At 64.6% G+C, this 14,019-nt stretch carries 13 protein-coding genes and 1 tRNA gene; 5 read left to right on the forward strand and 9 right to left on the reverse strand.

The genetic code is table 11. From position 1 onward, the window contains the following. Nucleotides 1-35: 35 nt before the first annotated feature. Nucleotides 36-1,871 carry a glycosyltransferase family 39 protein gene (locus ABR323_RS00770; RefSeq protein WP_439447874.1) on the reverse strand — a complete coding sequence of 612 codons (1,836 nt, stop codon included), beginning with the start codon at nt 1,869-1,871 and terminating at the stop codon, nt 36-38. A 42-nt stretch (nt 1,872-1,913) separates the two neighbouring features. Here ABR323_RS00770 and ABR323_RS00775 point away from each other — a divergent pair, with 42 nt between their 5' ends. The 4 genes from ABR323_RS00775 to ABR323_RS00790 are packed head-to-tail and all read left to right on the forward strand — an operon-like array spanning nt 1,914 to nt 6,280. Beyond that, nucleotides 1,914-2,867, forward strand: coding sequence for an AAA family ATPase (locus ABR323_RS00775; protein WP_135272514.1), 954 nt, complete (start codon nt 1,914-1,916; stop codon nt 2,865-2,867). 23 nt (nt 2,868-2,890) lie between these two features. Next, on the forward strand, nt 2,891-3,814 hold the full coding sequence (locus ABR323_RS00780; protein WP_439448165.1) for a DUF58 domain-containing protein: 924 nt from the start codon (nt 2,891-2,893) through the stop codon (nt 3,812-3,814). Continuing rightward, entirely contained in the window at nt 3,807-5,756 is a 1,950-nt protein-coding gene (locus tag ABR323_RS00785; protein ID WP_439447875.1) for a transglutaminase TgpA family protein, read from the forward strand. Before ABR323_RS00780 ends, ABR323_RS00785 begins: the two co-directional genes overlap by 8 nt. Beyond that, nucleotides 5,753-6,280 carry a Slp family lipoprotein gene (locus ABR323_RS00790; protein ID WP_012510211.1) on the forward strand — a complete coding sequence of 176 codons (528 nt, stop codon included), beginning with the start codon at nt 5,753-5,755 and terminating at the stop codon, nt 6,278-6,280. Before ABR323_RS00785 ends, ABR323_RS00790 begins: the two co-directional genes overlap by 4 nt. Nucleotides 6,281-6,430: 150 nt before the next feature. Here the strand turns inward: ABR323_RS00790 and ABR323_RS00795 are convergent, their stop codons facing one another. The 4 genes from ABR323_RS00795 to dnaX all read right to left on the reverse strand — a co-directional run bounded on the left by ABR323_RS00795 (nt 6,431) and on the right by dnaX (nt 9,945). Then, complete coding sequence (locus ABR323_RS00795) at nt 6,431-6,790, reverse strand: histidine triad nucleotide-binding protein (protein ID WP_439447876.1); 360 nt, start codon at nt 6,788-6,790, stop codon at nt 6,431-6,433. Between the two features lie 67 nt (nt 6,791-6,857). After that, nucleotides 6,858-7,457, reverse strand: a complete 600-nt coding sequence (gene recR / locus ABR323_RS00800) for a recombination mediator RecR (protein WP_439447877.1) — start codon at nt 7,455-7,457, stop codon at nt 6,858-6,860. A 121-nt stretch (nt 7,458-7,578) separates the two neighbouring features. Continuing rightward, entirely contained in the window at nt 7,579-7,899 is a 321-nt protein-coding gene (locus tag ABR323_RS00805) for a YbaB/EbfC family nucleoid-associated protein (RefSeq protein WP_004154630.1), read from the reverse strand. 6 nt (nt 7,900-7,905) lie between these two features. Continuing rightward, nucleotides 7,906-9,945 carry a DNA polymerase III subunit gamma/tau gene (gene dnaX / locus ABR323_RS00810; RefSeq protein ID WP_439448166.1) on the reverse strand — a complete coding sequence of 680 codons (2,040 nt, stop codon included), beginning with the start codon at nt 9,943-9,945 and terminating at the stop codon, nt 7,906-7,908. Nucleotides 9,946-10,089: 144 nt separating this feature from the next. On the opposite strand from dnaX, the gene ABR323_RS00815 reads away from it, so the two are divergent. Next, a tRNA-Ser gene (locus ABR323_RS00815) sits at nt 10,090-10,182 on the forward strand. Between the two features lie 491 nt (nt 10,183-10,673). Here ABR323_RS00815 and ABR323_RS00820 read toward each other — a convergent pair. From ABR323_RS00820 to ABR323_RS00835, 4 genes are all read right to left on the reverse strand, one after another. Next, nucleotides 10,674-11,075, reverse strand: coding sequence for a hypothetical protein (locus tag ABR323_RS00820; protein WP_439447878.1), 402 nt, complete (start codon nt 11,073-11,075; stop codon nt 10,674-10,676). Between the two features lie 77 nt (nt 11,076-11,152). After that, complete coding sequence (locus ABR323_RS00825; RefSeq protein ID WP_152593484.1) at nt 11,153-11,491, reverse strand: hypothetical protein; 339 nt, start codon at nt 11,489-11,491, stop codon at nt 11,153-11,155. Between the two features lie 365 nt (nt 11,492-11,856). Continuing rightward, the gene (locus tag ABR323_RS00830) at nt 11,857-12,402 is read right to left on the reverse strand and encodes a hypothetical protein (protein WP_439447879.1); all 546 of its coding nucleotides are present in this window, start codon (nt 12,400-12,402) and stop codon (nt 11,857-11,859) included. A 381-nt stretch (nt 12,403-12,783) separates the two neighbouring features. Next, nucleotides 12,784-13,806 carry a Fic family protein gene (locus tag ABR323_RS00835; protein ID WP_439447880.1) on the reverse strand — a complete coding sequence of 341 codons (1,023 nt, stop codon included), beginning with the start codon at nt 13,804-13,806 and terminating at the stop codon, nt 12,784-12,786. Nucleotides 13,807-14,019: the final 213 nt, after the last annotated feature.

Consider the following 14,019-nt stretch of genomic DNA (forward strand, 5'->3'; position numbering starts at 1 on the left):
GTCGAGCATGGCTCGACTCTACAAAAACAAGCGCCTCAACGGACCTCGAACGGCTGCTCCTGCCATTGCTCCACGCTGCCATCGCGGCCATGCAGGCGCAGGCCCAGCCAATGCCGGCCCGGTGCCAGCGTGGTGGTATCCAGCGACGCATCGAAGCCCACCGCCGGGTGCTGCGGGTCAGTACTGTCCGGCCAGGTCTGGCGTATGTCGAACACCCGCCCGTACTGCGCGTCGCCGATCGAGCGGCCATCGACCAGCACCTCCACACGCGCCAGTCCAACGCCGTCCTTGAACGCCCAGCCCTTGATGGAAAGCGTGCCCGAAACCTTCTCGCCACTGGACGGTGCATCCAGCCACGCCATCGCCGGGGTCACGCACGGTCCCGCCGCGCGCTGCGCCGGCATGCGGAACAGCAGGAAGCGCTGGAAGCCGTGGTCACTGCTGACCACCCGCGGCGCAGGCAGCGGCCCGACCTGTTCGCAGATGGCGTGATAGCGCGCCAGCAGATCGCGGTAACGCTGGTCACTGGGTGACAGCACCAGCAGCATCGGCACCGTACGCTCGCCCTCGTGCAGCAGGCCCCACTGCGCCAGCTGCGCAGTACGGCCGTGCTTGTCGTTGAGCGGATGCGGCAACACCTCGATATCACCATTGCCCAGCTGGAAGCCCAGTTCGGCCCCGACCTTGAAGTTGCCAGCCAGCACGCGCGTGCCCACCGGCATCTGCTGCAGCTCATCACGCACGGCCACCGCCAACGGCTGCCAGCCTGCGAAATTGCGCGGGTAATACTTGCTGCCCGCCAGTTGTTCACGCAGCGAAGGCGTGGATGCCATCAGGTAATAACCAAATGCCAGCACCATGCCGGCGCCGGCCAGCCACCAGCCGGTACGGCGCAGCCAGCGAGGCCAGCCGTTGAGCACCACCGGCACCGCCACCAGCAGCGCCAGATAGCCCGGCAACGGCCAGTGGAAGCTGATCCGCTCGACGTCGGTGAAGAATCCCAGCAGGAAGATGCCCAGCGTGGACACACCACCGACCAGGCCGAAGTAACGCCACTGCACGCGCGCGCCGCCACCGCTGCGGGTACCGGCCAACGCAACCTTCCACATCGCGATGCACAGGATGGGTGTGACCAGCATCGGCTGGATCAGCAGAAACCAGAGCCCAGCCCATTCAAAGGACCAGGGATGGCGCTCGACCACCTGGAACTTCAACCCGGCATCGTGATTGTCCGCATTCCATGCCAGCAACGGCAGCCAGGCCAGCACGCCCACGGCAAGCGCCACCCACACGCGCGGATCGGCCAGCATGCGCCGCCCCTGCGGCAGCGCCAGCAAGGCAACAAAGCCCACGCCGATGACGCCGATGAAACGGTAGTGGCTGAGCGCACCGATCATCAGGCCCAGCGCCAGCTTCATCGCCGCAGACGCATCGACGTTGTGCAGCAGGCGCGCGCCGGCGTGCAGGCAGATCACCGCCGCCAGCGCCATCGGCACGTCCGGCACCGCCAGCAGCCCCAGCGTGGCCGACAACGGCATCAACAGCGTCAGGCTGCCGGCCTGCCACCCGGCCACGTTGCCGAACCAGCGCGTGGCAATGCGCGCCACCAGCAGCGGCAGCAATGCACCGATGGCCAGGAACGGCAGGCGCAATGCCAGTACGTGGTGGCCACCGATCTCCACGCCCAGCCGTGCCAGCCATGCGGTCAGCCCGGGCAGATCGGAATAGGCAGCCGCCAGATGCTGGCCTTCCTGCCAGTAGAACGCCTCATCGACGAACAGTGGCAGGCGCGCGGCCACCACCAGCTTGGCCGCTGTGACCAGCGTCCATAACCAGAGAAATATCGTTCGTGCGCGCTGTTCGCCTTGCATCGCTCTATGGATAATCGAGTGGATTCCAGAACTGAGACGATCATGCCAGCTTCGTCCCCCAACCCCAGCATGCTAACCGATCAATTGAGACAGGCCCTGCGGGAGGCACAGGATCAGGTAAACGCACTGGTGCTGGGCAAGGTGCCGGAAGTCAGACTGGCTTTCGTCGCGCTGTTGTCCGGTGGTCACCTGTTGATCGAGGATCTGCCCGGCCTGGGCAAGACCACGCTGGCACATGCACTGGCCAGCAGCCTCGGCCTCAGCTTCCAGCGCGTGCAGTTCACCTCCGACCTGTTGCCCGCCGATGTACTGGGCGTCTCGGTGTATGAAGCGGGCAGCCGCCAGTTCCAGTTCCATCCCGGCCCGGTGTTTACCCACGTGCTGCTGGCCGACGAGATCAATCGCGCACCGCCGCGTACACAGAGCGCGCTGCTGGAGGCGATGGCCGAGCAGCAGGTCACCCTGGATGGACAGACCCATCCGCTGCCCGATCCGTTCTTCGTGATCGCCACGCAGAACCCGGTGGACCTGTCCGGCACCTTCCCACTGCCGGATTCACAGCTGGATCGCTTCCTGCTGCGGCTGGCGATGGGTTACCCCGGCGTGCAGGCCGAACGCGAACTGCTGCGTGGCAGTGATCGCCGCGACCTGATCGCACGCGCCGTACCGAAACTGGACGACACCCAGGTGCGCGCGTTGCGCGACGCCGTCGGCCAGGTGCACGCCAGCGACGCGCTCATCGACTACGTGCAAGCGCTGCTGACCCGCAGCCGCCAGCACGCCGGCGTGCGGGTCGGCCTGTCACCGCGTGCAGGCCTGGCCCTGCTGCGTGCAGCCAAAGCACATGCGCTGCTGCTCGGTCGCGGCCATGTAGTGCCCGAAGACGTGCAGACCCTGTTCGTGGCCGTGGCCGGCCATCGGCTGGTGGCGGAGGCCGAGTCCAGCTCGGGGCCGGCACTGGCGCGTGCGATCCTGCAGACCGTCGCGGTGGATTGAACGTGGCCACACGCTGGGCACGCATGCAGCTGTTGGCGCGGCCACGCAGGCCCGAAACCCTGCCGCAGCGACTGGACCGTCATCGCATCTACGTGCTGCCGACCCGCTTCGGCCTGTTTGTTGCCACCCTGTTGGCGGCAATGCTGCTGGGCGCACTGAACTACAACAACAACCCGGCGCTGCTGCTGGCCCTGCTGCTCGCGGCCGCGGCGATCGCCAGTGCCATCGCCGCGCACCTGCAGCTGTCCGGGGTGCAGGTCGATGCGATCTCCGCTGAGCCGGTACCGGCCGGGCAACCGCTGCGCCTGCGCGTGGACCTGTCGCTGCGTGACCCGCGCGCACGTCATGGCCTGCACCTGCAACTGGGCGACAGCCAAGCCTGGACCTCGCTGCCTGCACACGGCCGCGGTGAGGTGGAGCTGGAGGTGCCCAGCGAACGCCGCGGCTGGCTGGAGCTGCCACGCATCCGCCTGTCCACCACCCAGCCACTGGGATTGGTGCGGGCGTGGTCGTGGGTGTGGCCGGAACAACCGCTGCTGGTTTATCCACTGGCCGAGACGACCGCGCCCGCACTTCCGGAGAGTGGCAACGATCCCCTGCACACGCGCGCCCATGCCAGCGGCGAGGAACTGCATCAGCTGCGTCCCTACCGCGCCGGCGACGCGACACGCAGCATTTCCTGGAAGCACTCCGCGCGCCGCGACAGCCTGCTGGTGCGCGAGTATGAGAAGCCGATCGGCATCGAAGTGGTGCTGGACTGGCGCACGCTGGCACCGCTGGGCCACGAAGCACGCATCGCACGGCTGGCGCGCTGGATCGGCATGGCCGAACGCGAGGGGCGCCGCTACACCCTGCTGCTGCCGGCGCATCCGCCGTTCGGCCCCGGCCAGGGCGCCAACCATCATCACCTGTGCCTGCGCGCGCTGGCGCTGATGCCCCATGGCTGAGCATCTCGATCAACTTGATCGCAGCACACGCGCCTGGACGCTGGCCTGTGCGGCCCTGGCCCTGCTGCCGCTGCTGCTGCAGTTGCCAGCGCTGCTGGCGGCGGTGATTGCGATCGCTGCGATGTTGACCGCCGCACTTTCCTGGCGACGCGTGCTGCCGATGCCGGTACGCCTGCTGCTGGTACTGGGCATGCTCGCCGCCATCGTCTGGCAGATGGGCATGGTGCGCCCCGGCCGGGATACCGGCTGCGCTCTGCTGGCGGCGATGCTGGCGATCAAATCCAGCGAACTGCGCAACCTGCGTGACGCGCGCAGCCTGCTCGGCTTTGCCCTGTTTGCTCCGTTCGCCGCATTCCTGCTCGACCAGGGACCGCTGACCACGACCCTGGCCGTCATCGCCGGTGTTGGCGCCCTGCTTGCGCTGCAACGCCTGGCACATGATGAGGGCCATGCCGGCCGCCTGGCGTTGCGCGGGCAGCTGCGTAGTGTCGGCCGCCTGCTGGCAATCGGCCTGCCGCTGGCACTGGCCAGCTTCTGGCTGTTCCCGCGTTTGGCCACGCCCCTCTGGGGTGTTCCCGAACGTGCGGTGGGTACGCCGGGGCTGTCCGACAGCATGGAGCCCGACCAATGGCTGGACCTGATGGCCGACGATACCCCGGCGCTGCGCGTGCAGTTCTTCGGTGCGGTGCCGGAACCGGCGCAGCGCTATTGGCGGGGCCCGGTACTGACCGCCTTCGATGGCCGTCGCTGGTCGCGCGATCGTGCCAGCGTGCGGCGACCGCCGGCCTCGGTCGAAGCGGGCCCGCAGGGCTGGGACTACCAGATCGACTACGAGCCCACCGATCGCCGCCAGCTGGTGGCGCTGGACCTGCCCAGCCGCGCTCCCCAGGGCAGCACGCTGGACGCGGACATGAGCCTGAGCAGCGAGCGCCCGCTGGCGTCGCTGAGCCGATGGCGCCTGCACTCGGCCCCGCCTGCGCGGTTCGACAGCACCCTGTCCCCCTACCTGCGCCGTGCGACCCTGCAGCTGCCTGGCGGTTTCAACCCGCGCAGCGCCACCCTGGCCCAGCAATGGCGCCAGGAGGCTGGCGGCGACGACGAGGCCATCGTCCGCCGCGCGCTGCAATGGATCACCCGCGACTTCTCCTACACGCTGACCACACCCCCGGCTGGGCGTGACCCGGTCGACGAGTTCCTGTTCGGCTACAAAGCCGGCTTCTGCCAGCACTTCAGCTCGGCCTTCGTAGTGCTGATGCGCAATGCCGGCATTCCCGCGCGCGTGGTCACCGGCTTCGCAGGAGGCACCCGCAACCGCATCGGCGACTATTGGGTGCTGCGGCGGATGGACGCCCATGCCTGGGCCGAGGTATGGCTGCCGCAACGTGGCTGGGTGCGGATCGACCCGACCGCTGCCGTGGCCCCGGAACGTATTCTCGACACCCTCGACGATCGCCTGCAGGCCGGTACCGAAAGCCCGCTGCAGCAGCGTTGGCTGCAGGTGGGTCAGATGGGCGACTGGCTGCGCCGTGGCTGGAACGACCTGGTGCTGTCCTTCGATGCGCGCCGCCAACAGCAGCTGCTCACGCCGCTCGGGCTGGATGATCTGGGCCCGACACAGCTGGTAGCCGGCTTCGTGACGACCGCGTTGATGGCCCTGGCGTGGATGGCCTGGCTGCTGGCCCGCGGCGAACGCGAACGCGATCCGCTGCTGCGCGCTTGGCACCGGCTGGGCTATCGCTATGCCCGCCTCGGCCTGGCCCGCCAAACGCATGAGACCGCACAGGATTGGGCACGTCGGGTACATGCCCGGCACCCTGATTCTGCGCTGCTGGCACTCAGCCAGCGTTTCGCCGACGCGCGCTACGCTGGAACTTGCACCGACCTCGCTTCATTATTGCGGGACCTGCGCAGGCATCGCCCGACTTCCGGAGCCTCCCAATGAACACCAAGTTCCTCCTCACCGCTGTGGCCACGCTGGCCCTGTCGGCCTGCGCCACGGCCCCCAAGCCGCTGCAGGGACAGTTCAGCCTGGTTTCCCCGCGCGACTCGGTCGCTACCCAGCAGGTCGGTACGCCGGTCCGTTGGGGTGGTCGCATCATCGAAACCAAGCCCGGCCAGGGCGAGACCTGCTTCCAGATGATCTCGCGCCCGCTCAACGCCAGTGGCCGCCCGAACACCACCTCGTCCGACGCCAGCGACGGCCGCTTCATTGCCTGCCGCGCCGGCTTCTACGACCCGGCGGTATTCGAAGCCGGCCGTGACGTGACCTTCATCGGCAAGATCGACGGCTACCAGAACACCCGTATCGGCGACTATGACTACCGTCTGCCGAAGCTGTCGGCCGATGTGATCTACCTGTGGCCGGAACAGCGCCAGGTCGACGTGGTGCCTTATCCCTATGGTCCGTGGGGCCCGAGCCCGTATGGCCCGTACTGGGGCGGCTATGGACGCTGGGGCTGGTGGTGATCCCTCCCCTGCACGCATGACGGGAAAGGCCGCCCTCGGGCGGCCTTTTTGCATCCACGCATGGTACGGATCTACAGCGGGGCGCTCCTGGCGCTCATGCATGATCTACGCCGGGAGACGGTAGATCCACGCCATGCGTGGATACGGGCCTCAACGTCCCGGCGTACCGAAATGCCCCAGCGGCGCCCCGGCCAGCAGGTGCATGTGGATATGGAACACGGTCTGCCCGGCGTCTTCGCGGCAGTTCATCACGATGCGGTAGCCGTCCTGTGCGAATCCCTCGCCGCGCGCGTACTCGGCAGCGGCCAGCGCCAGCTTGCCGATCAGGTGCGCCTGCGTCGGCTGCAGGTCGTCCAGGGTCGGGATGATCTCGTTCTTCGGAATGAACAGCACGTGCACCGGCGCCTGCGGTGCGATGTCCTTGAAGCCCAGCACCTCGTCATCCTCGTAGACGATGGTGGCCGGGATCTCGCGACGGATGATCTTGCTGAAGAGGGTTTCGTTGCTCATGGTCGGCCTCGGCGGAGATGTCTCCCGCATTGTAGGCCGGCCGCGCCGGACGATGCCCGGCCGTTGCTCAATCGCGGAATTCGCTGCGCGTCCCGAACGCATGTGACAGCGTGCCGCGATCGACGTATTCCAGCTCTCCACCAAGCGGCAGCCCCTGCGCCAGGCGGCTGGGCTGTACCTTGCGCGCGCGCGCCAGCTGCGCCAGATAATGCGCGGTGGCTTCACCTTCGACGGTGGCACTGGTGGCAATGATCAGTTCCTGCACCTCGCCTTCGGCCAGGCGCCGCTCCAGCTGCTCCAGGCCCAGTTCGCGCGGGCCAATGCCATCAAGCGGCGACAGCCGTCCCTGCAGCACGAAGTACACGCCACGAAAACCGGTGGCGTTCTCGATGGCAAGGCGGTCGGCCGGCGATTCGACCACACACAGCTGGCTGCGTTCGCGGCTGCTGTTGGCACAGGTCGGGCACAGTTCGCTTTCACTGAAATCGCGGCACTGCGCGCAATGGCCGATGCGCTCTACTGCCAGCGACAGCACTTCGGCCAGGCGCTGGCCACCTTCGCGCTCGCGCTCGAGCAGGTGGTAGGCCATGCGCTGCGCGGTCTTCTGGCCTACGCCAGGCAGCACCCGCAACGCGTCGATCAATTGTTCAAGCAGGGGTGCGGACACGGCGGCATGCTTTGATGGCGTCGAGCAGGCTCGACGGCTACGTGTAGAGTCGAGCGTGCTCGACTGAAGGGCCAGGTAAAGTCGAGCAGGCTCGACTCTACGACAGGCGCCGCGCCAGAAATCAGAACGGCAGCTTCATGCCCGGCGGCAACTGCATGCCGGCGGTGGCCGACCCCATCTTCGACTTCGACTCGGCATCGATCTTGTTCGAGGCGTCGTTGAAGGCGGCGGCGATCAGGTCTTCCAGCATCTCCGGATCGCTGGCCAGCGACGGGTCGATACGCACCTTGCGGCATTCCTTGGCACCGGTCAGGGTCACGCTGACCATGCCGCCACCGGCGCTGCCCGTCACTTCGATCTTGGCGATTTCTTCCTGGGCCTTCTGCAGGTTTTCCTGCATCTTCTGGGCCTGCTGCATCAGTTGGGCGATGTTGCCGCGCATAGTGTCTTACTCGTCAAAAGAACGGATGGAATCGGAAACAACCCGGGCGCCGTGCTGTTGGATCAGCACCTGTACTTCCGGATCGTCCATGAAAACAGCCTCTGCCACCTGCTGCCGCTCGCCACGCTGGCGGTCGGCACGCTGGTGCAGGGTCTCGGCCGGAACGTGCTCGGTTTCCACGGTCTCGACCACGATCTTCAGCGCCTGGCCGAGCGCCTTTTCCAGCATCTCGCCCAGTGCAGCCAGCGCCCGCTCCGAGCGCAGGTATTCAAATCCGGGCGAAAGGCCCAGTTTCAAGGTCCCGCGCTGGCAACTGATGAAGGCCGCGTTGGCGGCCAGCTGGCGCGACGGACCGCTCAGGCCACTGTTGCCGACCAGATCCAGCCAGTCCTCGGCCGTGGCCAGTTCGCTGACGCCTTCCTGAGGCACAGAATCACGCGCCGCAGCGGGCTCGGCCGGGGCGATGGCAATGCCCTCGGTGCGGAACGGGCGTTCCGGTTCGGCAGGCGCGGCGTCGGCCGGCGCCGGCGGCTCATGCCAGGGCGCAACCATCGCGGCGTCCGGGCCAGCCATCTCGACGGCCAGCGCCTCGTCGCGGGCCTCGGCTTCATCGGTCGCCCACGGCGGCAGGTCATCGGCGGCCTCTGCATCAGTGGCCGGCGCTGGCGCCTCCACTTCGGCCTTCACCGGCGGCGGCGATTCGGGTTCCTGCACCGGAACCGGCTCAGGTTCCGGTGTCGGATCCGGCTCCGGTTGCGGGGCCGGCTCCGGTTCAGGTTCGCGTGGTGCAGCCTGCACAGGCACCGCTGCGACTGCCGGGCTCGCCGAAGCAGCAGCGGAGGCAGGCGCGGGCGTTGCCTCATGGCTGCCAGCACCACCACCGGCAGCATTGCCACCCGGTGCACCACCGGCCGCGCTTTCGACCGTCTTCGGCACCGGCGGCACTGCTGCGGCGGGGCGGAACGCCAACATGCGCAGCACAGCCATTTCAAAGCCCGCGCGCGGGCTCGGTGCCAACGGCAGGTCGCGACGGCCATTCAACGCCATCTGGTACCAGAGCTGCACCACCTCAGGCCGCAGGCGCTCGGCAAACGCCGCCGCGTCCAGGCCTTCGGCGGCAACCGCAGCCCCCGGTACCAGCTGCTGCACCTGGATGCGATGCAGGCCTTCGGCCAATGCTTCCAGCACCCCACTCCAGTCCGGCGAGAATTCGGCCAGCGCGGCCACCACCTGCAGCAGCCGCGGGCCATCGCCTTCGGCCAGCGCATCGAGCACCGCCGCCACCTGGGTGCGGTCAACGGTGCCCAGCATGGTGCGCACCACGTCCTCGCGCAGCGCGCCGCCGGCATAGGCGATTGCCTGGTCCAGAAGCGACAGGCCGTCACGCAGGCTGCCATCAGCGGCCTTGGCCAGCTGCACGATGGCGCTGCCGTCGGCCTCGATCTCTTCTGCCGCCAGGATACGGGTCATCTGGCCCTGGATCTGATCCTCGTCCAGGCGCTTGAGGTTGAACTGCAGGCAGCGGCTGAGCACGGTGACCGGCAGCTTCTGCGGGTCGGTGGTGGCCAGCAGGAACTTCACGTGCTCCGGCGGTTCTTCCAGCGTCTTCAGCAGCGCGTTGAACGCCGCCTTGGACAGCATGTGCACTTCGTCGATCAGATAGACCTTGTACTTGCCACGCGAGGGCATGTACTGCGCGTTCTCGATCACCTCACGCACGTCATCCACACCGGTGTTGGAGGCGGCGTCGATCTCCAGCAGATCGATGTAGCGGCCAGCGTCGATGTCCAGGCAGGCCGCGCACTGACCGCAGGGGTCGGCGCTGGTGCCCTGCTCGCAGTTGAGCGACTTGGCGAAGATGCGCGCGATGGTGGTCTTGCCCACGCCGCGGGTACCGGTGAACAGGAACGCATGGTGGACCCGGCCGCTGTCCAGCGCATTACTGAGCGCACGGACCACGTGTTCCTGGCCCACCAGCTCGGCAAAACGCTTCGGACGCCACTTGCGGGCAAGGACGAGATAGGACATCAGGCCACCGTTTTCCATCGGATGTTCCATTGTGCCATGCCTGTCCAGCCCCCTCGCCTCCGGCACGTCGTTCGCAGGTTCCTGACTGGGGTGCTTGTGAAGTGTCGCGCAGCCCGCTAGAATCTGCGCCCCTGCTGAGGCGTTTGCAGATGGCAGGGATCCGGAGAGGTGTCCGAGTGGTTGAAGGAGCACGCCTGGAAAGTGTGTAAGCGTCTAAACCGCGCTTCGGGGGTTCGAATCCCCCTCTCTCCGCCAGATTACGCAAACCCCTGTTTACGCAGGGGTTTTTGCGTTTCTGGAATGACCTCAGCGGGACACAAATCGGGACACATCTTTCCATGCGCATCCCACATCATCTTGTTCGCGCGCTCTCTGGGCTTTGGTCGTTCCGGCAACGGGCTCCCACCGATCTCCAGGCCATTCCATCTTCAAATGCACCCTGCGCACGACCGAGCTGGCCGTGGCCCAGCTGCGCGCCCTGCAACTGGCGGCGCGCTATGCTCGGGCTTTCGAGGCACTGAGAGAGCAACGCATGGGAATCAAGGAAGAGGACATCGACGCGCTGCCAGGCACCTGACCGATGGCGACCCGCTACAGCAGTTGATCTTGAACCGGACCAAGGCGGCAGACGGGACGGTGACCGAGCACTGGCATATCGCTGAGGCGGATAGATCCCGGTCCACGCCGCCCACGATCTGTTGTGGGCGTCTCTATCGGGCTGCGACTGAGCCAGCGTTCGCCTACGGTTACACATGGCCCGGGGTCACTACCAGGAAAACACGCGCACGGGCTTCGTCGCTGGACGGGCTGCGCTTGGGTTCAACAGCGAAACCACGGGTGGCTGCGCCGCCCTTCTGGCCTCGCTGCTGCTCGGTTTTCCTTTGGAGAAAAGGCAGGGGGCGGCGCTCCTGCGCCGCCGGGCTTGCGCATCGGCGAAAACGCGCTAAACACTGGGGATAGACAAACTCACCCGCCTGGCAGCGGCACGCGCTGCCGACAAACTCCTGAAAGCCGCTGGTTACAACACGAGCCGCAAAAGCCTGCGCCGAACCATGAAGAAAAAGCGCAAAGCCGCCAATGCCGTCAAACAAGGCAAGAAGACGGGAAAAATGCGGGGCAGCCTTGCCCACCGGTAGATGGCTTGACATCGACCGGCACTGCATTATTGCCCATGCCTGCGAAGTCTGGGTGCCCTTAAGAGGGCACCCAGCTGCACCATATACGACTACCCTTGTGGGCGCGGATCAGGCACTTGGTCTCCTGCGAATCCCTTGTAAAGCAAAGACGCTCTCCTGTCGGCAGCCGCTAGCTCCGCAGAGCTGAGACCCATCTTCGCAATCTCGGTCGCTGCTTTGTGGTCGCCCATGATGTAAGCCAAACGGAGATATGCTGCGCCATCTACCGCGTTTGGAACTTTCGATTCGCGATACGACTCTGAGATCGCGTAAAGCGCATAGAAGTTGCCCGATAGCACCTGATTTCGGAGCATGACTTGACCGTCCATGAAGTTCTTCTCCAAGGCAATCCGTTTTCCCAGCACCGCGGCTGCGGTGGAGTCGCCCACTGACGCCTTTTGCTGCAATACGTCCAGCGACTCTGATCGAAGCCGCTCGAGTTCAGCCTGCGAAGGATATTGATGCCGAATTAGCCATTCGGCCTCTTCTTGCGATCTTGCTTGCAAGGGGCCGGCGTCACGGCAGTCTCCAGTGCACAAACGCTGCGCAACCACGGCCGCGTCAATGCTATGGGATTCACCACCCGTTGAGTGCTGGGACGTGGTAGCGCGTGGTGTCTGTCCCGGAACAGAGTGGGACGACGCGGCGCCTTCTGCCGCCTGTGTCACTGCGCCCTTGTCTGGGGCGGGTTGTTCTGAACAAGCCGTGGCGATGACTGCCAAAATGGCCGTAAACAGGATCGATCTCGCGTGCATTACTTTACCCCACACATGTTTTTCTGGACCTGTGTCCACCATTTTGAGCAGGATGCGTCTTCCGTCACTGCACGCCATTTCTCGCCGATAGAGTTTCGCGTGTCAACGAGCTCGACGATCCCATACGGAACGTAGTTTTCGAGGGGTACACCAACCTTTCGTTGATGTTCAATGAACCAGATCATGAAGTTCTGATTGTCGTTGGCCTCCGCATCGAATGCTTTCAGCATCTCGATACAATACTGTTCCGGCTTGGTCAGCGTTCCCCCGACGCGATACTGACTCGACGCATCGAGCTGAATGTCACATGTCAAACCAAGCTGAATCCGCATGCGAGCATTGGTCTCCACAAGGCTGGCGCCTGAGGCGAAACTGTTGACCTGTTCCTGCAAAGCTACTTGAAGGAACCAGATGGCTAGGGAGTCCATCTGGATCGGCGTTCCTTCCCAATAGGCCTTGCCATTGACGAACGAATGAGCCATCCGCATGGAAGAGCGTTGTCCCGCGGGTATTCGATCATCCCCAAACAGCGGATCCGTCGGCATGGGAATAGGATTAGGGCATGCGGCGGGACGAGTGGCAAGCAGAAATTCACAAGATTGTTGCTGGTCACTACCGGCCCCGCCACCGCCGCCGCCACCTGAATCGCCTGGATCATATCCTAGGTCAGGCGGGCGAGCCGGCGGCTCCATCGGGGGTGTATATGGAGGAACATATGGAGGAGGGATTGCGTCCACCGGAGGAAGATTGGTCGTGCCTCTGTCCGTCGAGGTGTCTGCGAAGCCGGGCTGAACGGCAAAGAAGCATCCTGCAACTACCAAGGTCAATCTGATGCTATGCCGTATTGCGGCCCCAAGATCCGAGGTTCGCGCTGTGGTATGGCTTGAGCGGTACAAGTGTCGCATTTTCTCAGTTCATCCTTGTGTTTATATTGTTTGAACGGGAAGCACTTCATCCGAAGTGCTGTCCTTGCAGATCTTCTGAAGAAGGGCGCGAAGCGTTTCGCTATAGATCTTGGTGTGGCAGCAGTCCTCGTGTTTGGAAACTATTTTTGCGGAAAGCCCTTGATTGACCGTGCTGTTGAGTGCACAGATGCCGGCTGGGGAAATCTCTCCGAACGCTGTCAGACAATCCAGAACGCGGGTGTCGCACCCTGCCGCTTCTGCATCGAGATAGGCTTTCCCGATGCTAGAGCTGGTATGGCGCCATTGGATATAGTGGTTCGCATCGAATAAGATGCCACCGTCAAGGGATCGATCCCGCCACGATCTAATCAGGCCAATCTTGTCGAACATAAGCCGCCATGCAATGTAGAGCGGATACAAACTTTGTTTCCTGGCGGCCATTTTGATCAAGAGGGTTCGGGCCGTTCTGCCATTGCCGTCATGCAACGGATGGATCGTCAAGAACTGAAATGCCGCGGCTTCGTCAATCTCCTCATTGGGGTTGTCGAGATGATCCGCGAGGAATGACACTAGATCCGCCATCTGTTGCGGCACTCTTGCCATGGAGGGGCATACAAGACTTGCCTCTAAGGGCGATGCTGCCCCGACCCAGGAGCGATCCGAACGAAGTTGGAACGGCGCAATTCCGGAGCACTGAGTCATCTGCTCCAGGAAACTCCTCCAATCCTGAACATCGCTAATTGCCAGCGGTCGGATGCTTTGAATGATTCTGTCCTTGGCACTGGGAGCAAGTGAATGGCTCTTAGCCACGTGGACTTTGTGGACACGATTGAATCGGGCTGTGATCAGCAGCAGTGCCCGGGCCGCTTTCATGTCCATCCGCCAGTCAGTGTGCGTCGCTGAGGAAAATGTGTGCCCTGACAGTGGCTGGGGACTGGAGACAACGACTCCATGGTCTTCCCAAATGCGGGGATCGGCCGCTTCCTTGATCAACGGCAGCGGTGTGAAAAGGCAGCCCGGATGGATTTCAACAGCCGACGGCATTCTTCATGTCCCCGATAGCGAATTGAGAGCTTGGGCGGCGCTTATGAGTCGTCCCGATACCTACTAACGTAGAAGTGGCATGATCACCCCCGGTGATTGGGAGAAGATCCTCTCCCCTCGCCGGGTGCCCGTTGTTCGCAGTGAAGTGGTTAGCCACTAGGAGGCCCTGAGATGGCTCATTGAGCAGTCGGATCCAGCGGGTAGGACCGATTG

The organism is Stenotrophomonas sp. ATs4, from assembly GCF_051861585.1.
Classification (GTDB): Bacteria; Pseudomonadota; Gammaproteobacteria; order Xanthomonadales; family Xanthomonadaceae; genus Stenotrophomonas; species Stenotrophomonas maltophilia_AS.